Below are 25,913 nucleotides of genomic sequence, written 5' to 3'. Positions count from 1 at the left end.
ATGTAGGAAATCCAGTTAATCCCCCAAAGCTATCTAGCCTGGAACGCAAAAGCAGTAGATGTGTTTCTTAAATTGGCAACGCATTGACGATGTGGCTGGCTATGCATTGCCAGTTCTTGGGAGCGACGTGTACAATACACATAGAGCCTAATTCGATTTCGCTAGAGGTGAACGGACCATGTACACAATCATCATGATCGATGATGAGGATGAAGTCAGAGAAGGCATTAAGAAGAAGACGAACTGGGAAGCTTGCGGCTTCCAGCTGGTTGGCGATTACGATAATGGCCGTGACGCCTATGAGGCGGTTGAGCGGCTGCAGCCAGATGTCGTCATCACCGACATTAATATGCCGTTCATGGACGGACTTCAGCTCACGGAGCGGATTGTCGCCAAATACCGTACCATGAAAGTCGTCATTGTAACCGGTTACGAGGATTTTGACTATGCGAAGCAAGCCATTAAGCTGAAGGTCAAAGACTATTTGCTGAAGCCGATCAATAGCGCAGAATTCACGGAATTCCTGCAGAAACTATGTCTCGAGCTGGATGAAGAGCGCAAGCAGCGCGAGGACATCACGTTCCTTCGCCACCAGTTCCAAGAGAGCATGCCCTTGCTGCGCGAGCGGTTTCTGGAGCGGTTGGTCACGTCAGGCATGCGGAAAGACGAGATTGAGCGGAAGCTCCCGATGTTTGGTCTGCACTTAGAGGGGGCGGGACATACTGTCCTAGCACTCGACATAGATGATTTTGGCAGGGAGCTGTATAGCGACCAAGTAGCGGAAGAGGAGCTGCTGCGATTTGCGGCTTATAATATTTTGCATGAAATCGTGGAGAAGGAGCATGGCGGTACGGTGTTTCGGACCCGTGATGATAAGCTTGTCGGACTCGTCTCAGGCAACGAGGACGAAGTCGAAGTCATTTGTCAGACGCTAGCGGAGCAAGCCAGATACAGTATTGAGAAATATTTGGGCATGACTGTCACGGTAGGCATTAGCCGTATGTACAAGGGACTGCAGGAGCTGCCGAAGGCTTTTCAAGAAGCGCTTGCGGCCTTGGATTACCGCTTTATGTTAGGGAATAATCGCATCATCGCCATTGGGGATATGGAGTTCGGGAGCAGCCAAGATAACTCGAGCTATTTACGTACAGAGAAGAGAGTGATTGCAGCGATCAAAACAGGTGAAAAGACAGCCATCACGAACACCCTGTACGAGTGGATCGACGATTTGAAGAAATCGGCGTGTCCGATGGAATCTTGCTACGGCAAGCTGCACAAATTGCTCGTCGCCCTGATGAATGCTGGGGTGGAGACAGGGCTGAATGAAGGAGACGTGCTGGGCGATCATTCATTCATGGAACTCTATACACGTAAAACATTGGATGATGTGCGACTATGGCTGGAGGCCATTTGTTTAACCTTCGTAGATCGGCTTGCAGAGAAGCGTACTCATGTGTCAGGAGCACAGTTGGAGTCGGCTGTGGCCTATATCCATGAGCATTATGCCGATGAGCAGCTTTCGCTGCAGCAGGTGTGCAATCATATCTATATGAGCATGAGCTACTTCAGCGCCTTATTTAAGCCGTATACGGGGGAGACTTTCATTGAGTATGTGACCCGATACCGGTTGGATAAAGCCAAAGAAATGCTAGCCACCACGCAACTCAAAACCTATGAGCTTGCAGCGAAGGTAGGTTATGGCGATCCGCAATATTTTAGTGTTATTTTCAAAAGACATACGGGTATGACCCCGAAGGAGTTCAGAGCCGTCAACAAGGCTGGGCTGAGCTTATGAGAGGTGTGCTTCGTTCTTTTCAATTCAAAAGCATACATACGAAGTTCGCGTTGGCTTTCTCCTGTTTAATTTTATGTACAACCGTCATTCTTAGCTATAGCGCCTATCGGCTCTCGACCGTCGCTGTTACGGATGCCTCACTGACCTATACGAACCAATTGATCGAGCAAGTGAATAAGAACATTCAGACTTACATTGGCAATATGGAAAGCATTTCGACTCTTTCACTGAGCAATACAGATCTGAAGCAATATCTCTCTTCGAAAAATCCGCAGGATACGGAAGCGCAGCAGTTGAAGCGGCAGATCAGCAGCTATTTCAGCACGATCGTTGCATCTCGAAATGATATCGCTTCCATTGTGTTCATCGGTTCGAATGGTGCTGTTGTATCGGATCGGGTGTCGCCCGAATTTAAGTCTTATGCTGAGCTGATTTCACAGGAATGGTACACCAAAGCGAGCAGGAGCAAGGGGGATATCGTCATTTCCTCGTCGCATGTGCAGCATGTGTATCAAAATGAATATAAATGGGTCGTTTCGATCTCGAAACAGATGCCAAGTCCGGGGCCAGGCGGTGCAAGCGGGGTGCTGCTCGTTGACCTGAATTTTAACCTCATTAATGATTTGTGCAATCAAATTCAGTTGGGTCAGCGGGGGTACGTATTCATTCTCGATCAGAGCGGCGATCTCATTTATCATCCTCAGCAACAACTGTTGTATTCGGGCTTGAAGTCCGAGGATATCCGTGCCTTGATGCAGGCCAAGGATAGTACGTTCGAGACGGCGGCGACGGATGAAAATAAGATCTATACGGTGCGTACAACCAGCTTTGGCTGGAAAATGATTGGCGTCACCTATGCTGGTGATCTCAGCGGGAACAAAAAAGAGATGCAGCTGACATCCGCGATGTGGGGCGGGATTGCGCTTATTATTGCGCTGGCGATTTCGATTTGGCTATCGATCACGTTGACCAAACCGATTAAACAGCTCGAAGTACACATGAAGCAGGTGGAGAAGGGGAACTTCGATATCCGTGTCGATGTGGAAGGCGCGAATGAGATTAGCAAGCTGTCGCGGACGTTCAATCTGATGATTAGCAAAATCAAAGAGTTGATGAGCCAGACGGTACTGGATCAGGAGGTCAAACGGATTAGCGAGCTGAAGGCTTTGCAGGCGCAGATTCAGCCTCATTTTCTATATAATACACTCGATTCGATTATTTGGATGGCCGAGATGGGGAAGGTCGACGATGTTGTGACGATGACTTCGGCCTTGTCCAAGCTGCTGCGTTCGAGCATCAGCAAAGGGGAGGAACTCGTTCCTATCCGTGTGGAATTGGCTCATATTGAGAACTATTTAACGATACAAAATATCCGTTACCGCAATAAATTTACGTACGACATCGAGGTGGAAGCGGATCTATTGGAGGATCGTAGTTTGAAAATCGTGCTGCAGCCGCTCGTGGAAAATGCGATCTATCATGGCATGAAGCATTTGGCAGAAAGCGGACATATTCGGATTACCGGGCGGAAGCGGGACGGCGTCATCGAGCTGAAGGTCATGGATAACGGCGTAGGAATGAGCGAGGATCAGTTGAACGCACTAAGACTGAAGACGACACATCAATCGCAATCAGGCAAAGGGTTCGGTTTGCTTAATGTGAATCACCGGATTCAACTGTACTTTGGCGAGCTGTACGGATTGCAATTCGAAAGCGAACTCGAAGAGGGTACGACAGTCACGATTACGTATCCTGAAATGCCGCCGATGCCGGGTCAAAGTGAAGGTTAGAAGTGAGGTGTTCTTTTGAAAATTAGAGTGAGTGCTGTTCTGATTACGCTTGCTGCTGCTGTTATTCTGATCGCGGGATATCTGATCTACGCTAACGATTTCGGTGCCAAGAATAATGCCATTATTGTGATCCCTAAGACGATTGACCCCCATGTGGAATTCTGGCAGGTATTGAATCAAGGCGTATTCGCAGCCGCGAAAGAGTATAATGCAGAAATTAAGATCATGGGAACCGCATCCGAATCACAAATTGAGGAACAAATTAAGCTTGTGGAACAAGCGATAGCGGAGAAGCCGAAGGCGATCATTCTGGCGGCAACGGATTACAATCGGTTAGTTCCTGTTGCGCAGCGTGCGATCGATGCAGGCATCACGCTGATCACGGTCGATTCGGGTCTTGCGGGCGGCGTGTCGGAGAGCTTTATTGCAACGGATAATTACGCGGCAGGACGCAAAGCTGTTGAAACGATGAAGGGCTATGTGCAGGGGCCAGCAACCTATGCCATTGTTAGCTTTGTGAAAACCTCCAACACCCAGATGGATCGGGAGAATGGCGTGCGAGATAGTTTGAAAAGCGATACGTCCATTAAGTTGCTGGATACGTTGTATAGCAATGGGTCGGAGGACAAGGCATATGAGCTGACAAAGGAGCTGCTAAGCGAGCATTCAGATATCCGAGGCATATTTGGCTTGAATGAGCCATCCACCATGGGCGCGGCGCGTGCGCTGAAGGAGTTGGATCCCGACCGCAATATTAAACTTGTCGGCTTTGACAGCTCCATGAACGAAATATCGTTTCTTGAAGCAGGGATTTTGCAAGGGACGGTCGTGCAGAAGCCTTTTAACATGGGATATCTCGCTGTCAAAACCGCGCTCCAGGCTCATCGTGGGGAAACGGTTAAACGGGTGGTGGATACGGGCTCTGAGGTTATCACCAAGGATAACATGTATACGAATGAGAATCAGAAGTTGTTGTTTCCTTTTGTCGGGAAATAGAATAGGGATAACGGACTCTGGAGTTCGTTCATTAGTAAGTTCGAGGGATTTAGACAAACGTTCACGCTCTTCTGCAAAATTTCCCAGGAAATAGTAAGCGTTTTGTCGAAAGTTAAGCGCATTAATGATACATGGAAAGGGAAAATGGAGGTCACCTATGCCTGAAGTGGTACAAATCGGACCGCTGCAATTGCAGGGGCAGTTAGTCGCGTTGTTGTTGGCTTGTGTGCTCGGGTTTTGGCTGATGCGACGTGTAGTGCGGCAATGGAATCAGGTAGAGCTGGAAGTGCCTGATACGGATCGGGGAGCCGTAAAAAGTATGGATGATTTGATTTTGAATAGTGCCTTGATCGTGTTCTTTACATGGCGCTTGGGTAGTCTGTTGACGCAGCCATCCCTGTTGTGGGAGAGCCCGATGAAGCTGCTTCTGACAGCAGGCTCTAATATGGAGATTGTAGTAGGCATCGTACTAGCGTACATCTACTTAACGTATCAGGTGCGTAAGCATGGAATGGCTTGGCGAGTTTTGCTGGATATGCTCGCGATCGGTGCTGCTTCAGCAGTGTTCCTTTATGCCGCTTTGACACCTTCTTTCGGACTTCCTACTTTGTTGCCGTGGGGGATTGGCGTGGAAGGTACGGTGTCGAGATTTCATCCCCATCATGCGTACCTGGCGATTTTATTGGTGCCGTTACTGGTGTGGCAGCAGCTGTGGACAGCTCGTTCGACAACGGTTCTAGGAACAGGCAAGCTACTGAAGATCACCTTGTTCTATGGGGGTGCAGCGGGGATGGTTGCGAGCTTTTTCGCTTTAGGTGAGCCCACGGCGTTGTATCTCACCCCTGCACAGTTACTAAATCTACTCATGCTGATTATTGGAATGAATCTCCCTATTTTGTCACATACTACGGGCAGAAGGGAGCTGATGGATATGAGTCAGAACGATTCCAAAACGCAAATCCAGCAAGAACAGCAAAACCAAGAGCGTGATAAAAAACCTGCAAGTAAAGAGGGCTATGATAAAAAATTGGACGGCCCCAACCGCCCATCCACATGAGTGAAGATCAGAAGAAAACAGCCGCCTCTTCGAAGGACCAGAGTGAGCTAGATCCTTTTGAGATCGATTTTCTGCCGCAGTTTGAGCAAGGGCGAGGCCCGCGTGCGCCATTTGTGAATGAGTATGGGGTTACGATCGGTGATCATGACTATGAATCCGACAACTCCCCTCTGGAGCAATGGACATCGGATACGAACCCCGAAGTCATGGCAGGCGACCAGTGGGTGCATCCCTTCAAGGATGTTGGTTTCCAAAGCGCAGAGAATCGCGAACTATTTGAAGAAGGCATCAAGCCGCAAAGTGGTATTTTCACCCATCCGGATAAAAATGTTGCCTACGAGCCGGGACAAGATATCGAGAATGACAAGGATGATAAAGCGGAAGCCTAGACAGCTTTCGCTTTATTTCTATTTTTACCAGGGGACATTGGACTTTGCTTTCACCGCTAACGGATGTATAATATAAGTTATAGTCATTACGTTTTAAGAGTAACTATTAAATCCTAAGGGGTGGCACATATGGCAATGTCTTTTGATTCATACATGAAAGATATGGTTAAACCGATGAGAGAAGATTTGACTCGTCTGGGTATTACGGAGCTTCTGACTCCTGAGCAAGTTGAGGAAGCAATTGAGAAATCCAAGGATGGCACGATGCTGCTTGTCGTGAACTCCGTTTGTGGCTGTGCAGCTGGTCAATGTCGTCCAGGTGTTGCAAAAGCTCTTCAAAACGAAACTGTACCAACTTACACATACACAGTGTTCGCGGGTCAAGAGAAGGATGCTACGGCTAAAGCGCGTGAATTCTTAGCGCCATACCCGCCATCATCCCCATCTATCGCGTTGTTCAAGAATGGTGAGCTAGCTCACTTCATTCAACGTCACCAAATCGAAGATCGTTCCGCTGATATGATCGCTGGCGATTTGATTGGTGCTTTTGAACAATATTGCAAATAATAATTGTTAGGCATATAGGCCCTACCTGCCAATGAGCAGGTGGGGTTTTTCTTTTGTCATTCCGGATTCTTCCGTATATCCGCTTTTAAACTAGCTATCTCTGATCCGCCTTACTGCTTCTGGAGGAATAACTGTAAAAAGTACTGCTAATTTTTGCGTTTTCATCTGCATATGGAATTTAAATGGAAAATATACAGCTAATTTCGATTGAATGATCGGTTTTAGCTGAAATGGCTGGAATTAACTGTAGAGAATCCATTTATTCGCTGAAAATGCGCGATTGGCGTGAAATTAGATGTAGGAAATCCAGTTAATCTCTTGTTCTTTCGATTACACTTTGAAATTTGGGAGCCGAAAGTCTATACTAGATCTCAAAGAAGGCATCATTCCAAAATTTAGATAAAAGGTGGAGAGTTGCATGAGTTTACAAGCTGAAATTATCGCAAAGCTCGGCGTTAAACCTGAAATTGATATTGATGAAGAGATTCGCAAACGCGTGGATTTTCTGAAAAATTACGTGCTCGGCGCGCACGCGAACGGCCTGCTGATCGCGATCAGCGGCGGTATCGACAGCGCGGTAGCAGCAGGACTGTGTAAGCAAGCAACGGACGAGCTTACAGCAGAAAAAGGCAAAGAATACAAAACCGTCGGCGTGTTCCAGCCTTATGGCCAACAAGTCGATATCGAAGATAGCTACGCGGTGGCGAAAGCTTTCGATTTGAAATACCAAATCGAGAACAACATCGAAGAGTCCGTCGACGAGATTGCCATCGAAGTCGAATACGGACTCAAACACATCGGCGTTCACCAGCATGTGAGCCGCGGCGGCAAAGGCAACATCAAGGCGCGGACGCGCATGGTGATGCAGTATGCCTTGGCTTTTGAGCTGGGCTTGATCGTCGTGGGCACGGATCATGCCTCCGAAGCGGTCACCGGCTTCTATACGAAGTACGGCGACGGCGCGGTCGACATTACACCGCTGAGCACGCTGAACAAGCGCCAAGTGCGCTCGCTCGCTGCGAAGATCGGTGTACCGCAAAGCGTGCTAGACAAAGCTCCTACAGCGGGCCTTTGGGACGGCCAAACCGACGAGGACGAGCTAGGCATCACCTACGGTGATAACAGCGACTATCTCGAAGGCAAGCAAATTGATCCAGCGATTCAAGAAAAGCTGGAGAAGCAATATGCGAAAACGGAGCACAAGCGTGTTCCGATTCCAGGCATTTAGATGTTAGGGTGCAGAGACTGTCCATGTTAAACATGGACGGTCTTTTTTACATATAGAAATATGAATGTTTTGGGTTTGGGGCAAGCGAATCTTTTCCCTTATTTCATGTATAATCACACTTCACTTTATCAGATTTCGGCTTTCCCACCGTAGCTAAATGGAAAACATACAGTTAATTCTCGCAAATTCCTCCAAATTCCACGAATAGACGGAATTTATGTTGTTAAATCTTCCGATTTCATTTGTATTCTCTTAAAATCGTGAAATTACATGGATGATTTCCAGTTAAATCACGGAAACACGAATTAGACGTGAATTTAGCTGTACAAAATACAGTTACTCTAGTGTTTGGTCCACGGATGCCCGCATCCCTGCACGAGAGAGGAGCGCTAACGTGACCGCCGTATACAAAAAAGGGGCGTTTTCTCATTCTCGAACTATGCAGCTTGACAACGTTGGATTACAACTGTAATATTCAAGTTGTATTACAGTTGTAATCCAACTGAAAGGAGGAAACGATGTGAAGACAGTCCCTCATATTACAGATGCCGAATGGGAAGTTATGAAGGTACTCTGGAACGAATCACCACGCACAGCCAATGAAGTTATTGATGCTATGCAGGAGCGGACAGAGTGGAAGCCCAAAACGATCCGAACCCTATTGAACAGGCTAGCACAGAAGCAGGCGATCTCGTTTACGCAAGAGAACAGGGTGTATGCTTATTTCCCTTTGGTCTCTGAGGGCGAATGTGTGAAGTCGGAGACGCAATCTTTTTTGAAAAGAATTTATGGCGGGGCTTTTAAGCCGATGCTTGTTAATTTTTTGAAAGAGGAGCAGTTATCGGAGGAAGATATCAAAGAGTTAAGAGATATGCTAGACGGTAAAAACAAATGACATGGAACCAGAGATTGGGCAGTGCTCCAGCAAGGTTCCACTTCTAGGAAAGAAGGGAGGGTGAAGGTGAACTCAATGAGTGAACTTCTTACAGGATTTTTTGATTGGATCCTATCGGTATCGATCATGGCAACCATTACGGTTGTGTTCATCATGCTGATTCAGCGCATCCTGCATAAACGGATCAAACCTAGATGGCACTATCTCATGTGGTTGTTGGTGCTCGTAAGACTGCTCCTGCCTTGGCACTTGGAGAGCAATTTAAGCATTTATAATTGGTTATCTTACCCAGATACTATTCACGAAATCAATCCAGCAGATGAGATAGGAACAGATGAGGAATTGGCAATAGATGACTCGTTGCAGAATATTTTGTATAAGTATGCGATGTACGTATGGGTGCTTGGAATCGTCCTATTTGCGATATATACCTTCGTGATCAACCGTAAATTTGTGCTGAAAATAACGAAAGAAACGAGACCGATCACAGATATCGGCATATTACAGTTATTCGCTCAGAGCCGACAGCTCATGTCGATACATAAACCGGTCACATTAGTGGTATCTGACAAATTGTCGATGCCGACGTTATTTGGCTTCAGGAATCCCTGTCTAGTCATACCGCAGTCGGTAATGAACAGTTTAAACCATGAGCAATTACGGCATGTTTTTCTACATGAATTGGCACATTGCAAACGAAATGATATTGGCGTCAATTGGCTGATGCAATTTCTGTTGATTATTCATTGGTTCAACCCTGTACTTTGGTATGCGCATCAACGGATGCGTGAAGACCAAGAGATTGCAAGCGATGCTTTAGCCCTTTCTTATATAGAACCAGCTAGAAGAGATGAATACGGATATACACTTATTCAATTGTTGGAAAACTATGTACGTCCCGTAAGTGTCTCAGGCAATGTTCATTTATCCGGAAACAAGTCACAGTTAAAAAGGAGAATTATGATGATAAAACAGTTTCAATTTAATTCCTACCGCTGGTCGTTCCTTGGTTTGGCCGCCATTCTCATCATTAGTGGTTGCTCGTTGACGAATGCGAGTGCAGATAAGAAATCAGCAACGGAATCGAATGCGCCGATTGTTGATCAGAAGACAACAGATACAAGTGCGCTAACAACGGGAACAGATAAGAATACTTCAGTTGAGACAGTGACTGAAACCAAGACTACCGACGTAGTTGCACCGACTACTCCCAATATTCCTACTGCTCCAACTACTTCGACAGTAGAGTCAAGTCCAGCACCTGCACCAGCCCAGGTAACGGAGGGGTCAAGATCAGAACCAGCACCTGCACCTGCACCAGCTCAAGAGGTAAGAAAGCCCGAATCAGCAACTGCACCAGTAGCTGTACCAGAAGTAAGGAAGCCAGGAGCAGTGCCATCAGCAACTCAAGAAGTGATGAAGCCAAGATCAGCTCCAGTAGCAACGCCAGCAGCAGCTCCAGCAGTGAGGGAGTTACCGTCAGCGCCGTCAGTTGTACCAGCAAGTAATTAAGCAAGTAAACCTAATCGAAAAGACCCGAGGCCAAATATGCCTTGGGTCTTTTTTTAACTGTAAAATATACAGCTAATATTGCCGTATTATCTAAGATTTAACGAATAGATGGAAAAAATACAGCTAATATCAGGGGGATCATCTTTTTGGTGGACTTTGGTAGAAATTAACTGTAGGAAATCCATCTAATGCTCTCAAATGGGGAGAATCAGCAAAATTAACTACATAAAATCCATTAATTTGTTTAGTGCGGCGTAGAAAGGCTGGATGGTTGAGGCGGTTTTTGGAGTTGAGGGAGGTTAAGAAGTAGAAGGAGGAGTAGAAGGTGGATTAGGAGTAGATTCGCCACTTATCCAAAAAATAGTAACCATAGCTGAAATTTGAAGCCTTACATCGACGGAATAGAAGACCTATAATGAGTAAAGTGAAAGTGCTTACATGAAGAGGACATAGGAGGTGCAGCCAGAAATGAAGACGGAGACGGACATCGCCACTCCGAATCACAAGTCAGTCCCATTCCGCAAATCTGCCTCAAGGCTGCTCCGCATCGCATACGCACAGCGATATTTGCAGGTTATGGCGCTGCTGGGCGTCGCGTGGATGATCATTTTTCACTATGTCCCCATGTACGGGATCATCATCGCCTTCAAAGATTTCAATATTGTGAAACCCATATCAGCAGCACCCTGGGCGGGGCTTGAGCACTTCAAGGCTTTTCTGGATGATGATAATTTGGCCAGTGTCATTAAAAATACCGTCGGGATGAGCGTACTCAAGCTCGTCATTGGCTTTCCGCTTCCTATCGTGTTCGCGTTGTTCCTGAATGAACTTCGTTCCATACGATTCAAGAAGCTGGTTCAAACCATATCCTATTTACCCCACTTCTTATCTTGGGTTATTCTCGGGGGCATCTTAGCCACTTGGCTAGCAGATGTTGGCCTTATAAATAAGCTCCTCCTAGCACTCCATATCATCCAAGAGCCCATCAGCTATTTGGCAGAGCCTTCGTATTTCTGGAGTATTATCGTCACCTCTGATATTTGGAAGGAGCTTGGCTGGTCGTCGATTATCTACTTAGCTGCGATGGCCGGCGTATCTCCGGAGATGTACGAGGCGGCTACGATCGATGGGGCAGGACGTTTTCAGAAAATGTTCTATGTAACCCTTCCTTCGATTAAAGGAACAATCACGATCCTGTTCATCCTTTCGGTGAGCGGTATCCTGAACTCCAATTTTGATCAAATTCTCGTTCTCAAAAACCAACTCAACGCCAGCGCTAGCAACGTGATCGATGTGTACGTGTATGAGGTAGGTCTTCGTCAGAGCCGCTTTTCCTATGCGACAGCAGTCGGCTTAATCAAATCGCTCATTTCACTCATCCTGCTGCTTTCGGCGAATTTTATTACCAAACGTCTTAATAACACATCCTTATTTTAAAAACATAATGCTTCTACGCAAGGAGGTGAGCCAACGATGCTTTCCCTGAATCGCAGAACCTACAAAGAGGCTGCATTCGATTACTTCAATTTTATCTTCATGCTAGTGATTTGCTTCGTAACCATCTACCCAATCTGGTATGTGCTCGTCAATTCTTTCAATGAAGGGAATGACGCCATGCGAGGGGGGATCTACTGGTGGCCACGGGTGTTCAGCATCGACAGCTATAGGGCTGTTTTTGCGAATAACGGCATTATGCTTGCGATGGGCGTAACTGTAGCGAAAACACTGATAGGTACAGTAGTTCACGTACTTTTTACAGCGATGGTCGCCTACGCATTTTCCCGCAAAGAGTTAATCGGCCGTAACGTCTACATGCTGATTGGTACGGTAACCTTATTTTTCAGCGGAGGCCTAATTCCATATTACTTGTTAATCCGAGATTTAGGGATGCTCGATAGCTTCCTGGTATATATCATTCCGGCGATGTTCAGCTTTTTCGATCTTATTATCTTCTTATCTTTCTTCCGAGAAATTCCGGACGCGCTAGAGGAAGCTGCCAAAATCGATGGCGCGAACGATTTCAAAATTTTTTATCAAATCATCCTACCGGTCTCCATGCCCGTCGTGGCGACGATCGCCCTCTTTCATGGGGTCTACCAATGGAATGATTACTTTACGGGGATGATCTACATAAATAAAAGCGATCTTCAACCGATTCAGACGTATCTCTACCGTGTTGTTGCGCAGTCGAGCTCCAATCAAATGATGGCAGCAACGACGGGAAGTGTGGCGAAGACGGTATCGTCCCAGTCGATTAAGCTAGCTACGATGGTTGTGACCACATTGCCCATTGTGTTGGTCTATCCATTCTTACAGAAGTATTTTGTAAAAGGTTTTATGATCGGCTCTATTAAGGGTTAGTCATGTTAATCTTCATGTGACACTGGTGGCCAGCTCTGTTAATCGAACAGAGATTACACATAATGAATCCGAAAAGGGGAAACGCCAATGAGGAAACCACGCAAAACGCTAACGACCTTGCTTGCTTTATTTACAGCTTTTTCAATAACTGCCTGTACCACAAATAAAGAGACCAACACCAGTACGGCCGGTCCCGAGGCGACCAAGGCAGCAGAAACCGCCGCACCACAATCCGCTGCGCCTGTGGCGAATGCGAATGATCCAGGTTGGAAATCCGATACGAAGCCGATTACGTTCGATTGGTACCTTAACTTCTCTTGGTTCCCTAATAAATGGGGCGTTGATGCCACTTCGCAGTACATAACCAAGAAAACCGGTGTGAATATCAACTTTATCGTCCCTGCGGGCAATGAGAACGAGAAGCTGAATACGATGATTGCCTCCGGGAAGCTGCCTGATTTTATCACATTGGGCTGGTACGAAGATGCAGTGAAGAAAATGATCGAAGGCAATATGGTCCTTCCGCTGAATGAGCTTGCCAAGCAGTATGATCCATATTTCATTAAGGTAGCTGATCCGGCCAAGACATCGTGGTACACACAGAAGGACGGCAATTTCTACGGTTATCCGAACGCTTCTTCTTCCTCCGAGGACTACAAGAAATACGGGCAAAACTTCGTGTCTAATCAAACGTTCCTGGTTCGCAAAGACATGTATGAGGCGATCGGTAAGCCGGATATGAGAACACAAGAGGGGTTCTTGAACGCGCTTAAGGCGGCGAAAGAGAAGTTCCCTGACGTGAACGGTCAGCCGCTGATTCCGCTAGGTTTGCATGAGTTCGGAGACTTAGGGAATAGTTCACTGCTTGATGCTGGTCAAAATGGTTCCATGCTGCAGAATTTCTTAGCAATTCCGTATGAAAAAGATAATAAGCTCTACGATCGTTCCACAGATCCAGAGTTTGTAAGCTGGCTCAAAACGTTCCGTAAGGCCAATGAAATGGGCTTGCTGGCGAAAGATATTTTTATCGATAAGCGTCCTCAAATGGAAGAAAAGATTGCGCAAGGCCGTTATTTTGCCATGTTGTATCAACGTTCTGACTTAGCGAATCAAAATATCTCCCTGTTCCAAAAAGATCCGAACAAAGTGTACATTGCCGTAGACGGCCCAGCGAATGCTGCCAAAAGCGCACCAACCCTAGCAGGACCCGGTATCTCCGGTTGGACAGTGACGCTAATTTCCAAAGACGTGAAAGATAAAGCAAGAGCAATTAAATTCTTGAGCTACCTCATTAGTGAGGAAGGAAACAAGGATCTGTACCTGGGTGAGAAAGGCGTCAGCTATGACACTATCAATGGCAAAGATCAATTTAAGCCCGAAGTGCTAGATCTTTTGAATAAAGACCGGGCTGCTTTTGATAAAAAATACGGCTCGTCCTACACCTTCTGGATGTTGATGGATACAAACATGAACTTGCAGTGGGCACCGCCTAGCGTGGAACCGATCAAACAACCTGAAGAGTGGACCAAAGGCAAGTCGAAGAGCTTCTCGCAGTACGATAACATTGTGCCAACAGGGACATCCGAAGAGGGGATCGCCAACACGAAAATCGCCCAGGCGTGGGGCAAAACGCTTCCGAAACTGCTACTAGCTAAGACGGATGCTGAATTCGATCAGTTGTTTGATAAATACCAAAAGGATCGGAAAGCAGCTGGATTGGATAAAGTGCAGGCTTACCAACAGAAAGAATTTGAATCGAACACGAAGAAAATTGCCGCATCCGCGAAGTAATTCGATATGATAACCTGAGAGCCCGAATCTATCGGGTTTTCGGGTTTTTCGCTGCAAATAGTTCCCGCATGGTGCAAGATTTATATTAAAATAAGAGAACTACCGAATAGAAAGACGGGATATGAGACCATGGGATTCATGCGGGGCAAAGGGAGAATGCGGGTTACGCAGATAACGAACCGGATTTCGATTCAAACGAAACTAATCGGTGCCTATATCATCATCATTTTGATTCCCATTATATTGATTTCTTGGTATTTATTTAATGAATTTTACCAAAATACGATTCAAGACACCGTGAACAATAATCAATACGCGTTAGAGAGCGAGAAAGCGAATATCCTGAACAATATTGAAGCGATGGGGCGTGCTGCTCAGTTTTCGATTACGGACAGAGAGGTTATTCAATATTTACATAATGCGCATGAACTTGAGGTCTCGGAGCTTGTAGATTTTAATATGAATACGTTTTCAAATTTGCAGCGGCTCCTGTTTAACAACCCGAATATCACGAATGTTCGCTTGTTTACAGATAATCCGAATACGGAAGAGATTTGGCCCATTTTTCTAAAAGAAAGCCGAATTGCAGATCGATCCTGGTATAAGGATGTGCTCGAACGGAAGGGCGAGGCTCGCTGGGAGATTTTGCAGAATGAGAAAGATATTATGAATCGGTACAACACGGATAATGAAGCTAGCTGGACGTATGTATCCTTGTTGAAAGAAATCTATTATCCCAAGGACACGCGCGTTGCTATTCTTGAGGTCGATATGCTGATGGAGAAGTTTTTTCAGAAGCTGTTCAGTCCCATTCAAGATGGCCAGTCGCACATGCTCGTCATTGATCGGTATGGTGGGATGTTTACGGGGGAAGGCAATGCTTTCTTCAAAGGCATGAACATGGAGCAGCTGCGCCAAGCGTGGAATGCCAACTCGCATCCGGAGGGGGCTAATTTCACGGTAACTATTGGGGATACGCCGTACCTGATCTTGGCGACGGCTATCGATAATCTGGATGCTCATTTGCTGAATGTAGTGTCTTTAAAAGAACCCGTTACGCAAATCCATCATACCCGTAATATATTTATCGCTGCTGCTGTTGTGTTAATTGCGCTATTGTCGGCAATCACGTATTTCCTGCAAGGGCTCATATTGAAAAAATTGCATATCCTGCGTGATTCGATGAAAAAGGTGCGCAGAGGCGATCTCAATGTGCAAATTGATATGGATGCTGGCGGGGAAGTGGGCGAGCTTGCCCATCATTTCCGGCAAATGATGAAGAAAATGAATGAGCTCATCGTGGAGGCTGTGAACAAACAAGCGGCGACGAAAGAGGCGGAACTGAATTCACTAAAGAATCAGATCGACGCGCATTTCCTCTACAATACGTTGGAAAATTTAAAAATGATGGCTGAAGTCGAAGCGCAGTACACGATTTCTAATGCGTTGACGTCACTTGGCGCCATGATGCGCTACAGTCTGAAATGGTCCAGCGATCAGGTCCAGCTGCGCAATGAAATCCACCATATTCAGAATTACATCGCGATCATGAACATTCGCTATGATGATAAATTAGAGTTGGAATTGGATATCCCAAGCAGTTATCTGGAGCAAGAAGTGCTGAAAATGTCCCTTCAACCTCTAGTGGAGAATGCGGTGAAGCATGGGATGAATATCGATCGGGCTAGACGTGAGGGTGTCACGATCTGGATTCGTGCGAGCCAGTGTGAGGATGGCATGCTCATCGAGGTTGGGGATAATGGCGCAGGCATGTCAGCGCATCAGCTGGAGGAGCTTCACGAGAAGATGCATATGGAGGACGCTTATTTTCATAACAAATATGGGAATAGACCTGAGCGTGAGCAGGAAGGCAACGGCATCGGTATGCGCAATGTGACGCAGCGAATCAAAATGTACTATGGCAATGAGTATGGGATTTGGGTAGAGAGTGCGGAGGGGACGTATACCAAAGTATTTATGAAGCTGCCTTATTTGATATTATCTGGAGGAATGTCTACGGATGAGAAACATACTTATCGTTGACGATGAGAAAAATATCCGACTCGGCTTGAAAGCCATGATTGCCCGCGAATTTCCGGAAGCCTATACGTTCGAGTTCGCTGGGGACGGCGAAGAAGCGCTGCAACTGTTGCAGCGCACCACAATAGACATTGTCATTACGGATATCCGTATGCCTGTGATGGATGGGATTACGCTGATTAATCGTATTCAGGAGATGGTTCTGAAGCCTGCGGTGATCATTCTAAGCGGACACGATGATTTCCCCTATGCGAAGGAAGCGATCCGCTGCGAGGTGAAGGAATATCTGTTGAAACCGATTATTCGGGATGAGCTGTCCAGTACCCTAGTTCGATTGGAGAATGATCTGAAGCTGAAAGAGCAGATATCCGAGCAACTGAGCAGCTCCTTACAGCAGAAGGAAGCTTTCAAGGAGAGTCAGTTGAGTTATTTGCTCAGGCATTCTCATATGGACGGGGAAACCATGCGGAGCAAGCTTGGGCAGATTGATATGGCTTGGGTGGAGGCAGGGTTTCAAATCGGCGTGCTTCACTATCGGGGAACGATAACGGGGATGAAGCCTTCCGAATTCCTGGTTCGTATCCAAGATGAACTAGCTCATGTGCCAGAGATCAGCCGTCATCGGCACGCGATCGTTCAAGATAAAGAAAATCAGCTAATGCTCATCGCAGAGCAGGGGGAATTATTTCTATCTTTGACGGAGCGGATCACTGGGGCGGGTTACTTCATGTACAGCATGGGGTTAAGTGACTACACGCGTGGAGCCGAGCAGTTGCAGTCTGCCTATATGGAAGCTCAAGAGGCGCTGAAGTATACATTTTTGCAGTCGGGGCCAGGCAGTGTGAGCTATGAAAGTATTTGTGCTAAAAATAAGGATTTCACTGTGCCTATCGCTACAATTCAAAGAATTGCCAATATGCTGGGGACCGACCGGAATAAGGAAATGTCCGCGCTGCTATTGGAAATACTGGACATGAAAACCGTCGCTCGGCTCGATATCGCCTATGTGGAGGCTGTGAGCAAAGCCATGAACGAGCTTGTGTTTGATAAAGTATTTCATGTGTATGGGGGCGAGTCTGTAGAGATCCTGCGGCTGTTCAAAAAGGTCGGGGATATCTCGAATTTCTATTATTTCTCCGATTATTATCATAGTGTCGAGGGTTTGTTGGACCGACTCAATGGGTATGTGCGCACGATGAAGACATTTCATATTGATCACAGAGAAATGAAGAAAGCCACCCAATACATACAGGAGAACTTTGATAAAGATTTGAATATGGCGATGGTTTCGAATCATGTTTCCTTCAATTACTCCTATTTCAGTCAGGCCTTCAAAGAGTACACCGGAGAAAGCTTCGTTCATTATCTGAAAAAGCTGCGCATTGAGCGTGCACGCGAGCTGCTAGCAACGACGGACTTCAAGGTTTACGAAATTAGCGAGCGGGCTGGCTTTGAGAATGTGAAGCATTTCAGCCGCGTGTTCAAAGAGATGGAGGGGGTTAGTCCCCAAGAGTATCGGGATCTGCGTGAAGTAATCAGCTGAGCGAAAAGGCCGTCTTGAAGTAGATTTCTCTACTGCAGGACGGCCTTATTACCCTTCACCCAACATTTTGGGCTAGGGGGAGTAGTGAAGGGATCGAAGATGCTCTATTTCGCCAAAATCGTTCGAAATTTACTCTGAGAGGAACATAGATGCTCTATTTGTTCGATTTTCATCATATTTGCCGATTTTCGGTAAAATAAGGCACCCTTGTTCCCTTCGACGTCCATTAGGCTCATTTTCTCGTAAATAGTGCCCTCTCGTTCCCTCTCTCCAGGTGAGTAGCCATTTGGGCTACGGCATGCGCAAGCCGCGGGAGCTTTCGAGCAGCGCGTACCACTCTTCGCGCGTCATGCTGTCCGCGATGCGAACCGCGTCCTCACAAGCGACGATACGCTTGGCGGAGGAAGTGCCGATGACCGGCTGAATGCGTGCCGGATGCTTCATGAGCCAGCCAAGTACGATGGCTTCTGGCGTCGTTTCTTTCTCATCGGCCAGCTTCTGAACAAGCGCGGCCGTTTTCTTGACCGTGTCAGGCGCATCAGAGATATCGCTGCCGGAGAACTTCCCTTTGGCGAGTGGACCCCATGCCTGAATTTGAACGTCGTTCATTTGGCAATATTCGAGGATGCCATCGGCGAAATTAACGCTGGCGCCAACCTTCTGATTCACCAGAATGCCTTGCTCAACCCAGTCCACGCGCGCCAAGCTCATCTCTAATTGGTTGACGACAAGTGGCTCTGGCAGTGAGTTTTGAATGAAACGTATTTGCGCAGAGGTCATGTTGGATACGCCGAAATGGCGAACTTTCCCCGCAGAGCGCAGTGTATTGAAAGCTTCCGCGATTTCTTCAGGCTCCATGAGCGGATCCGGACGATGCAGCAGCAAGATATCGATGTGCTCCACACCAAGACGGCCGAGGATACCATCGACAGAGCTTAGGATGTGATTTTTGCTAAAATCAAAACGCTGTGGATGCTGCTCATCTTGAAAGCGAATCCCGCATTTCGATTGCAAAATGATTTGGTCGCGCAAATCAGGTCTATTCTTGAGAACCTGACCGAAGACGGTCTCAGAGTTCCCTCTTTTATAAATGTCAGCATGATCGAACATCGTAATTCCAATTGATAATGCGGCTTCTACAGCTTTTTCAGCGGTGATGTAATCTTCCTTGGTTAATGGATTGCCGGCCCAATCTCCGCCTAATCCCATACATCCGAAGACAATGCGGCTGTTCGAAATCCCGCGTCTTTCCAGTGGCATGATTTTCACTATGATGGCCTCCTAGCTATAATTTCTATGCCTAGTATAACGCTTACAGGAGAATGACATAAGAGCTGAAAATAGTGTTACTTACTTACCTGGACGTAAGCAATGCCCTGGAAAGATCGGGGAGCGGAAGATACAAGCAGCCTGGCATAACTCCTCTATCTTGACCTTGGACGAGTAATCAGTTAAATTGTACGCAAAGCATAAGCATTATCGTTATCAGAAAAGAGGAACACCTAGCATGATCATTGGAGTCGGAACGGATTTAACTGAAATTACACGTGTAGGCAAAATGTTAGAGGGATCTTCAGGTGAACGGTTTATGGAGCGGATACTGACACCGGCCGAGCGGGAGTTGGCACAGAAGCGCCGTGGACGGCTAGCCGAGTTTGTTGCTGGCCGATTTGCTGCCAAGGAAGCGATTGTGAAAGCGATTGGCTGTGGCATCGGCAAGCAGATTGGGTTTCAAGATGTAGAGGTACTGCCGGATGCGTTAGGCAAGCCGATTTGTCAGGTAAAAGAAGAAGCCCTGCTGCGAGCAGGACTGCAAGGCAATCACCGGATTCATATTAGTATTACGCATACGGAATCCATGGCCGCTGCCTATGCCATTGTGGAGCAATTATAAGACGCGAAGAAACCTGGGAATTGACTCAGGTTTCTTTATTGTACCAAAGGTTTTCTTAGCCTCTTTTGCGAAAGCTGGTACTTTTTTTTGAAGATAGCAAAAAAAGTTGAACGCGTGGAGCTTTGTTCATATACGCCCAGCTCGGTGCTGGCTAGTATTGTACTAGTGAGAAAGGAGGGATTTTTGAAAGCGATTTCAATTTCATCGAGAATGTGCCTGGGATTTTCTATACCTAAATGATGGAAGGGATGATCGAAAGTTGAGTGGATGGATGAAAGCTAGAAGTTTTGCAATAGGCATGATCTTCGTAATGGTTGCAAGCTTGTTTAATGTTGGGCTTTTGGGTTCTCGCGTGGCTGAAGCGGCAACGACATGGCCTTCGTCGGTGTTAACCGGCCTCAACATGCCGTTCGGGCCGGCAGATTCGCTTGTGACGACGCAAAATCCACCTGATTTCAAATGGCCGGCGGTTCCCGGAGCGGACAGTTATGATTTGCAGGTTAGCCGCAGCGCGACGGTATCGGATGTTGTTTATGAGAATTCGGCGTTATCGGATAATTTTTACAACTTTCCTCATGTTTTCGATGCCGGCACCTGGTACTGGCGGGTAAGGTTCCATAAACCAGCCGACGGCTGGTCGGTATGGAGCGACGTTCGAAAGTTCCGCATAGAGGAGCAGAACGTTCCGTTCGCCGTGCCATCGATCGACCAGATTATGACTAATTTACCCGCTCAGCATCCGCGTATATGGACAACCTCGGAGACACTTGCAGATTTTCGCAGCCTTTCACAGACGGTAGGGAAGTCGGTCTACGAGACGAAGTTGGCTTCGGTGACGGCTAATCTGAATAACCCGCTCCCTGCTGAGCCGACGTTCCCTTATCCGGCCTCACATCCTCGCGATAGCGATTTCGTTGCTGCGCAAAGTGTGCTGAAGACCTACACCGATGGCCCCCTCACGCAAATGATGGATACCGCTTTTCTCTATTTGATTACGGGTTCCCCGCAATTTGGACAGAAAGCCAAGGACCGGCTTCTCAATATCGCTTCTTGGAACCCAAGCGGAGCAACGAGTTATGTCATTCAAGACCAGGTGCACCGCTCCATTGCGCTGAATGCTTCCATCGCCTACGACTGGTTATACCCCCTCCTGACTCCAACGGAGAAACAGCAGGTTCAAGCTATGATCATTACCCGTACGACGACGATGGTGAACGATGTTGTCATTGCCCATCCAATTCAAAAGAATCCTTATGACTCGCACGGGTGGTCTGCATTCGGCTACATCGGTATTATCGCGACCGCCATGCTTCACGATGTTCCAGATGCCGAACAATGGTATCGTCAGATCGTACCCGCTTATATCAACATTATGCCGCCTTGGGGCGGCGAAGATGGCGGATGGGCGCAAGGAACGGGGTACTGGCAGTGGTCAGCTTTTATCGGCCAAGAATTCATGGACGTTCTCCTTGCTTCTACCGGCGTCAATTTGTACGACAAGAGCTATACCCGCAATGAAGGCATGTATCCGCTATATGCTTTTCCAAATGGCAGCCCGAAGGGAATCTTCGGAGATGATAGCGAATTTGCGCCAGGCAGACCAAGCGTTACCATGTACAACCGCCTTTCTCAGATGAATGGCGATCCACGGCTGAAATGGGCAGGAGAAGCGATTGGTACGGGACCGGATGCTCAGTTGAACAATTACTTCTATGGTGACAGCAGCTTAGCTTCCATGCCGCCTATGGACTTGCCGGATGCCAGATGGTTTGAGGATGTCGGACTGGTTGCCATGCATTCCAAGCTGTTTGATCCAGATCGCGTTTCTTTCTACTTCAAATCAAGTCCGTATGGCAGCTTCAATCATAGTCATGCTGATCAGAATAGCTTTGTTCTTAACGCCTTCGGCGAGTCGCTTGCCATTGAGAGCGGGTATTACGATTACTATGGCAGCGATCATGATTTAAATTATGCGAAGCAAACGCTATCATCAAACGCGATTACGTTTGATGGGAAGCAAGGGCAGCCTGTCGGGAATATTGATGCAGACGGACGCATATACGGCTTTGTCACGCATCCCGATTTTGATGCCGTCAGCGGTGACGCATCGGCGGCCTATCCGGGAGTCTTGACCAAGGCGGGACGCCAGGTGATTTATGTCAGGCCAAACATGTTTGTCGTCATTGATAAGCTGCAGTCCGCGAATCCGGCAGGCAATGAATTCGAATGGCGACTGCATGCTGAGGACAATCTTGAGCTAGATGCCGATCATGCCGGTGCGACGATCCTGAAGGGTGAAGCAGGACTCAAGGTCCGGTTCCAGTCTCCTTCTAATCTGCGCACGGAATACGAGGACCGGTTTATCGGCATGAACGGAACCGACTTGCAGCCTGGCGGGACGTACGCTTCCGAGCAGCAGATGCATGCGGCATTCATTGCGCCCAAAGCGAATGCTACAACATTTGTGGCGACGATGGAAGCGTATAAGCGGGATTCGACGCCTCAGAACGTCGTATCGGAAGATCATGGCAGTTACCTGAAGCTCACTTTCGCAGACGGTTCGATTGTCTATATCCGAATGGCAGCGAGCGGAGAAATTGATACGGGAAGCGTGCAATTCGAGGGAACGGCTGTCGCCCTGAAAGGTAGTACTGTGATGCTTGTCGACGGGACGAAAGTCGTCAAGAACGGCGTCACGTTGATCGAAAGCGATCTCCCCTCCACGATCGTGTACGGAGGCGACCGCTTGTCGGTATCGAGTATGTCAGACTCGCAATTCTCTCTCTACGCGCCTGGCATCGCTCGTTTGCGTGAGGCCGGCAGCGGCACGGACTTCCCTCGCGGCGGCTCAATCGCCGAGGCCATGGACATGCGCGGTGTGCAATGGGACGCGGATGGAACCAGATTAACCGTTCATGTCGAGAAGGGGCAACATGCCTTCAAGTTGAACAATGCACCTGTGCCGCAAGCGCTCGCCGACGTGACGCTGCAGACGGTCATCGAGGGTGTTTCGAACGCAGTGACACTGCAAGCGCACAGTGATATGGCAGGCGAGTCCGTTGCATGGGGAAAATTGATCAATGAAGCGGGGCTCTATGAGATCGTAGAGGCGCCTCCCGGTTTGTTATTCGAGAAGCATGGGCGTCTGCACAGTCTGTATCTCGAAGAGAACGCAAACGTCATTCTACGTGGTGCGTCCGGGACGCTGAAGCTGAAGCGGGTAGGGAACGACAATCTGACGAATACGGTGCTATGGAACAATCCGGATGAGATGCGCTCGAACCTGAACCTGCTATGGCAGGAGGCGGAAGCTTTTACCTCTTCGGGCGGCAAAGGCTTTTCGAAATATGCTACCCGGCCGTTCTTATCCGGTGGGGTTGGCTTAGGCAACTGGGATCAGAAAGGGCAGTGGGCGAAATGGACGTTCACAGTCCCGAAAGCAGGCAAATACGATCTCGTTCTGAAGTACGTAGCAGGTTGGGATTTACCTGCGGGTACACTTACGGGTAGACAAATTATGATCGGCAATCAGCCTTATTATGCCGAGGCGCCGACAACCGTCGATTGGGGGACGGTCCCCGAAGCTTGGAAAGGACTGCGGATCTCAACAGGGCAGCAACTGCCGGCTGGCCCGGTCGACATTACAATGTGGAATGCTGGCGGCGCCATGAACCTGGACTGGATCGGCCTGATCGAGGAGAAGGATGACGAGGAACTGCCAACAGTGCCTGGCAATCTGCAGTTGGTTTCTCGCACGGAAACTTCCGCAACGGTCAGTTGGTCCGCTTCGACCGACAATGTCGCGGTGAAGGAATACGCGCTGTATGTGAACGGCGTACAGAAAATGGCCGTCCCGGACGGTACGCTCTCGGCGACGATTACAGGACTTAGTGCGGGGAAAACCTATGTGATTACCGCTAGAGCCGTAGATACCAGCGATAATCGTTCCCCGGAAGCCGCTGCTGTGACCGTTACGACCCAGGATGCTACGCCTCCTTCATGGGGGGGATCAAGCGCTGTCCGGGACGTGCATTTGTTCCCAGGCGCAGCAAGACTGGAATGGGACTCCGCAACGGATAACTCGGGAATGGTTGCTTCTTATTCGATCTACCGTAAGGAGGCTACCCAATCTTCTTTCGTAAAAGCAGGGACGGTGACAGGCAGCACATATGGTTACGATGTGACCAACCTGCAGGCGGGGGGCACCTATACGTTCCAAGTGCAGGCAACGGATGCCAACGGCAACGAATCGGCTGGTGGCCCGCTCTTGACAGTAACGCTGCCTGCCACTAGCAGCGAGTATTATGAGTCGTTCGACGAACGGACGGCAGGCAATATGGTGACAGCCGGCAACTGGACGGTGACGACAACCGGCGGAACAACGGCAGCGATCGTGCCGACGCCGAATACAAGCGGGAATGCGCTGCAGGTGACGGATAGTTACGCTCCGACGGACGACGACTATACGGAGAGCCCGGTTATCACGAGAACGAATGCTGCGCTGAGCGGAAAGGTGACATTCGAAACCAAATTCATGTTCAGCCGGTTGAATCACGACATCGGCAACTTCGAGATTAAGCTGCGCGGCTCCGGGACAGATGTTGTGAGGTTCAACAGTTTCTCGGATGGTACATTTGGCTATTGGAAGGTGGTCAACGGCACACTCACGGCCTTCAAAATTCCGAAGTCCTCCGGTTTCACCGTGCCTCGCGATCAGTGGCTCACGCTTCGCATAGATCTTGATACGGTTGCGAAAACGTATGACATTACGATGCAGGCCGATGCTTTCAAAAACTATGTTGGCGTGGTGGACGCTCCCGGCGCAATGGATCGCGTGCTCGGTATCTATAAGATCAGCGGAATTCCATTCTACAATAACGCAACCGCGACGGGGATCGATACGTTCCGATTCAACACGAATCGGTATACGAGCAAATTCTTGTTAGACTATGTGAGCTTGTACGAAACCACGGTCGATAGGACGCCTCCTTCCTGGACGGGATCGAGCGCTGTTCGATCCGTTCATTTGTTCCCGAGCGCGGCCAAACTGGCATGGGATCCCGCAGCGGATGAGTCGGGTGTTGCCTCGTACTCGATTTACCGGAAGGATGCAACCCAATCGTCTTTTGTGAACACAGGGACAGTTAGCGGCAGTACTTATGGCGATGCTACGGGGCTGCAGCCAGGAGGGACCTATACGTTCCAGGTTAGAGCAAAGGATGCCAAGGGCAACGAATCGGCCGATGGCCCGACCTTGACGGTGACGTTGCCTGCCGCAAGTAGCAACGGTGAGTACTATGAGTCTTTCGACGACCGAACGGCAGGCAACATGACGACAGGAGGCAATTGGACAGTGGTGACGAACGGCGGAACAGGGGTAGCAATTGTACCGACGCCTAACGGAAGCGGTAATGCGCTGAAAGTAACGGATAATTACGCCCCGACGGACGACGACTATACAGAAAGCCCGGCAATTGCGAGAACGAATGCGATGCTGAGCGGCAAGGTGACATTCGAAACCAAATTCATGTTTAGCCGGTTGAATCACGACGTCGGCAACTTCGAGATCAAACTGCGCGGATCCGGGACAGATGTTGTGCGGTTCAACAGTTTCTCGGACGGTACATTCGGCTATTGGAAGGTGGTCAACGGCACACTCACAGCTTTCAAAATTCCGAAGTCCTCCGGGTTCACCGTGCCTCGCGATCAGTGGCTCACGCTCCGCATTGATCTTGATACGGTCGCGAAAACGTATGACATTATGTTCCAGGCTGACGCTTTGAAAAGCTATGCTGGAACAGTCGACGCTCCCGGCACGATGGATCGAACGCTCGGTGTCTATCAGATCAGCGGAATTCCCTTCTACAATAACGCTACCACGACGGGAATCGATACCTTCCGATTCAGCACGAACCGATATACGAGTACATTCTTGATAGATTACTTGTCCTTGTACAATTAGCATGAAGGGATAATTCAGGATGTCAGGGCTGTCCCCGAAGTCTTTCTTATTCGGGGACAGCTCGATTCTTGGAAGAGTTTAGGGCATTTATTT

General features: G+C 48.2%; 17 protein-coding genes. 16 read left to right on the top strand and 1 reads right to left on the bottom strand.

From position 1 onward, the window contains the following. Positions 1-178: 178 nt before the first annotated feature. From GC096_RS20625 to GC096_RS20560, 14 genes are all read left to right on the top strand, one after another. Positions 179-1,795, top strand: coding sequence for a response regulator (locus GC096_RS20625; protein ID WP_171632793.1), 1,617 nt, complete (start codon positions 179-181; stop codon positions 1,793-1,795). Next, complete coding sequence (locus GC096_RS20620; RefSeq protein ID WP_171632791.1) at positions 1,792-3,585, top strand: cache domain-containing sensor histidine kinase; 1,794 nt, start codon at positions 1,792-1,794, stop codon at positions 3,583-3,585. The genes GC096_RS20625 and GC096_RS20620 overlap by 4 nt, the downstream gene beginning before the upstream one ends. A 15-nt stretch (positions 3,586-3,600) precedes the next feature. Continuing rightward, on the top strand, positions 3,601-4,581 hold the full coding sequence (locus GC096_RS20615) for a substrate-binding domain-containing protein (RefSeq protein WP_171632790.1): 981 nt from the start codon (positions 3,601-3,603) through the stop codon (positions 4,579-4,581). Positions 4,582-4,738: 157 nt separating this feature from the next. Continuing rightward, complete coding sequence (locus GC096_RS20610) at positions 4,739-5,638, top strand: hypothetical protein (RefSeq protein ID WP_171632749.1); 900 nt, start codon at positions 4,739-4,741, stop codon at positions 5,636-5,638. Then, positions 5,635-6,027 carry a DUF3905 domain-containing protein gene (locus GC096_RS20605; RefSeq protein WP_171632788.1) on the top strand — a complete coding sequence of 131 codons (393 nt, stop codon included), beginning with the start codon at positions 5,635-5,637 and terminating at the stop codon, positions 6,025-6,027. The genes GC096_RS20610 and GC096_RS20605 overlap by 4 nt, the downstream gene beginning before the upstream one ends. Positions 6,028-6,156: 129 nt before the next feature. Then, a complete protein-coding gene (locus GC096_RS20600) occupies positions 6,157-6,594 on the top strand; it encodes a BrxA/BrxB family bacilliredoxin (protein WP_068665909.1) in 438 nt (145 codons plus the stop codon). Between the two features lie 418 nt (positions 6,595-7,012). After that, complete coding sequence (gene nadE, locus GC096_RS20595; RefSeq protein ID WP_171632785.1) at positions 7,013-7,822, top strand: NAD(+) synthase; 810 nt, start codon at positions 7,013-7,015, stop codon at positions 7,820-7,822. A 562-nt stretch (positions 7,823-8,384) separates the two neighbouring features. Next, positions 8,385-8,717: a BlaI/MecI/CopY family transcriptional regulator gene (locus tag GC096_RS20590; protein ID WP_216626205.1), complete on the top strand. Its 333-nt coding sequence runs from the start codon at positions 8,385-8,387 to the stop codon at positions 8,715-8,717. Positions 8,718-8,792: 75 nt separating this feature from the next. Then, positions 8,793-10,229 carry a M56 family metallopeptidase gene (locus GC096_RS20585; RefSeq protein WP_246302864.1) on the top strand — a complete coding sequence of 479 codons (1,437 nt, stop codon included), beginning with the start codon at positions 8,793-8,795 and terminating at the stop codon, positions 10,227-10,229. Between the two features lie 468 nt (positions 10,230-10,697). Then, positions 10,698-11,666, top strand: a complete 969-nt coding sequence (locus tag GC096_RS20580) for an ABC transporter permease (protein ID WP_171632780.1) — start codon at positions 10,698-10,700, stop codon at positions 11,664-11,666. Between the two features lie 36 nt (positions 11,667-11,702). Continuing rightward, positions 11,703-12,590: a carbohydrate ABC transporter permease gene (locus GC096_RS20575; protein WP_171632778.1), complete on the top strand. Its 888-nt coding sequence runs from the start codon at positions 11,703-11,705 to the stop codon at positions 12,588-12,590. An 87-nt stretch (positions 12,591-12,677) separates the two neighbouring features. Further along, positions 12,678-14,381, top strand: coding sequence for a type 2 periplasmic-binding domain-containing protein (locus GC096_RS20570; protein ID WP_171632777.1), 1,704 nt, complete (start codon positions 12,678-12,680; stop codon positions 14,379-14,381). A 129-nt stretch (positions 14,382-14,510) separates the two neighbouring features. Next, entirely contained in the window at positions 14,511-16,424 is a 1,914-nt protein-coding gene (locus GC096_RS20565) for a sensor histidine kinase (RefSeq protein ID WP_246302861.1), read from the top strand. Further along, complete coding sequence (locus GC096_RS20560) at positions 16,402-17,964, top strand: response regulator transcription factor (RefSeq protein ID WP_171632775.1); 1,563 nt, start codon at positions 16,402-16,404, stop codon at positions 17,962-17,964. The genes GC096_RS20565 and GC096_RS20560 overlap by 23 nt, the downstream gene beginning before the upstream one ends. Before the next feature lie 291 nt (positions 17,965-18,255). On the opposite strand, the gene GC096_RS20555 is transcribed toward GC096_RS20560, so the two are convergent. After that, positions 18,256-19,233 carry an aldo/keto reductase gene (locus GC096_RS20555; protein WP_171632774.1) on the bottom strand — a complete coding sequence of 326 codons (978 nt, stop codon included), beginning with the start codon at positions 19,231-19,233 and terminating at the stop codon, positions 18,256-18,258. A 238-nt stretch (positions 19,234-19,471) separates the two neighbouring features. Here GC096_RS20555 and acpS point away from each other — a divergent pair, with 238 nt between their 5' ends. Then, positions 19,472-19,858, top strand: a complete 387-nt coding sequence (gene acpS / locus GC096_RS20550; RefSeq protein ID WP_171632772.1) for a holo-ACP synthase — start codon at positions 19,472-19,474, stop codon at positions 19,856-19,858. 259 nt (positions 19,859-20,117) lie between these two features. After that, the gene (locus GC096_RS20545; protein WP_171632770.1) at positions 20,118-25,820 is read left to right on the top strand and encodes a DUF4962 domain-containing protein; all 5,703 of its coding nucleotides are present in this window, start codon (positions 20,118-20,120) and stop codon (positions 25,818-25,820) included. The last annotated feature ends 93 nt before the right edge of the window (positions 25,821-25,913 follow it).

Origin of the sequence: Paenibacillus plantarum, from assembly GCF_013141695.1 — a bacterium.
Classification (GTDB): domain Bacteria; phylum Bacillota; class Bacilli; order Paenibacillales; family NBRC-103111; genus Paenibacillus_E; species Paenibacillus_E plantarum.
The sequence above is the reverse complement of the archived record's forward strand: the minus strand, read 5'-3'. Positions and strand labels throughout refer to the sequence as shown.

What these genes read in the sequence shown, in the direction of transcription:
- GC096_RS20625 (WP_171632793.1), top strand. Translation starts at nt 179, where the DNA reads ATGTACACAATCATCATGATCGATGATGAGGATGAAGTCAGAGAAGGC.
- GC096_RS20620 (WP_171632791.1), top strand. Translation starts at nt 1,792, where the DNA reads ATGAGAGGTGTGCTTCGTTCTTTTCAATTCAAAAGCATACATACGAAG.
- GC096_RS20610 (WP_171632749.1), top strand. Translation starts at nt 4,739, where the DNA reads ATGCCTGAAGTGGTACAAATCGGACCGCTGCAATTGCAGGGGCAGTTA.
- GC096_RS20605 (WP_171632788.1), top strand. Translation starts at nt 5,635, where the DNA reads ATGAGTGAAGATCAGAAGAAAACAGCCGCCTCTTCGAAGGACCAGAGT.
- GC096_RS20600 (WP_068665909.1), top strand. Translation starts at nt 6,157, where the DNA reads ATGGCAATGTCTTTTGATTCATACATGAAAGATATGGTTAAACCGATG.
- nadE (WP_171632785.1), top strand. Translation starts at nt 7,013, where the DNA reads ATGAGTTTACAAGCTGAAATTATCGCAAAGCTCGGCGTTAAACCTGAA.
- GC096_RS20590 (WP_216626205.1), top strand. Translation starts at nt 8,385, where the DNA reads ATGAAGGTACTCTGGAACGAATCACCACGCACAGCCAATGAAGTTATT.
- GC096_RS20585 (WP_246302864.1), top strand. Translation starts at nt 8,793, where the DNA reads ATGAGTGAACTTCTTACAGGATTTTTTGATTGGATCCTATCGGTATCG.
- GC096_RS20580 (WP_171632780.1), top strand. Translation starts at nt 10,698, where the DNA reads ATGAAGACGGAGACGGACATCGCCACTCCGAATCACAAGTCAGTCCCA.
- GC096_RS20575 (WP_171632778.1), top strand. Translation starts at nt 11,703, where the DNA reads ATGCTTTCCCTGAATCGCAGAACCTACAAAGAGGCTGCATTCGATTAC.
- GC096_RS20570 (WP_171632777.1), top strand. Translation starts at nt 12,678, where the DNA reads ATGAGGAAACCACGCAAAACGCTAACGACCTTGCTTGCTTTATTTACA.
- GC096_RS20565 (WP_246302861.1), top strand. Translation starts at nt 14,511, where the DNA reads ATGGGATTCATGCGGGGCAAAGGGAGAATGCGGGTTACGCAGATAACG.
- GC096_RS20560 (WP_171632775.1), top strand. Translation starts at nt 16,402, where the DNA reads ATGAGAAACATACTTATCGTTGACGATGAGAAAAATATCCGACTCGGC.
- acpS (WP_171632772.1), top strand. Translation starts at nt 19,472, where the DNA reads ATGATCATTGGAGTCGGAACGGATTTAACTGAAATTACACGTGTAGGC.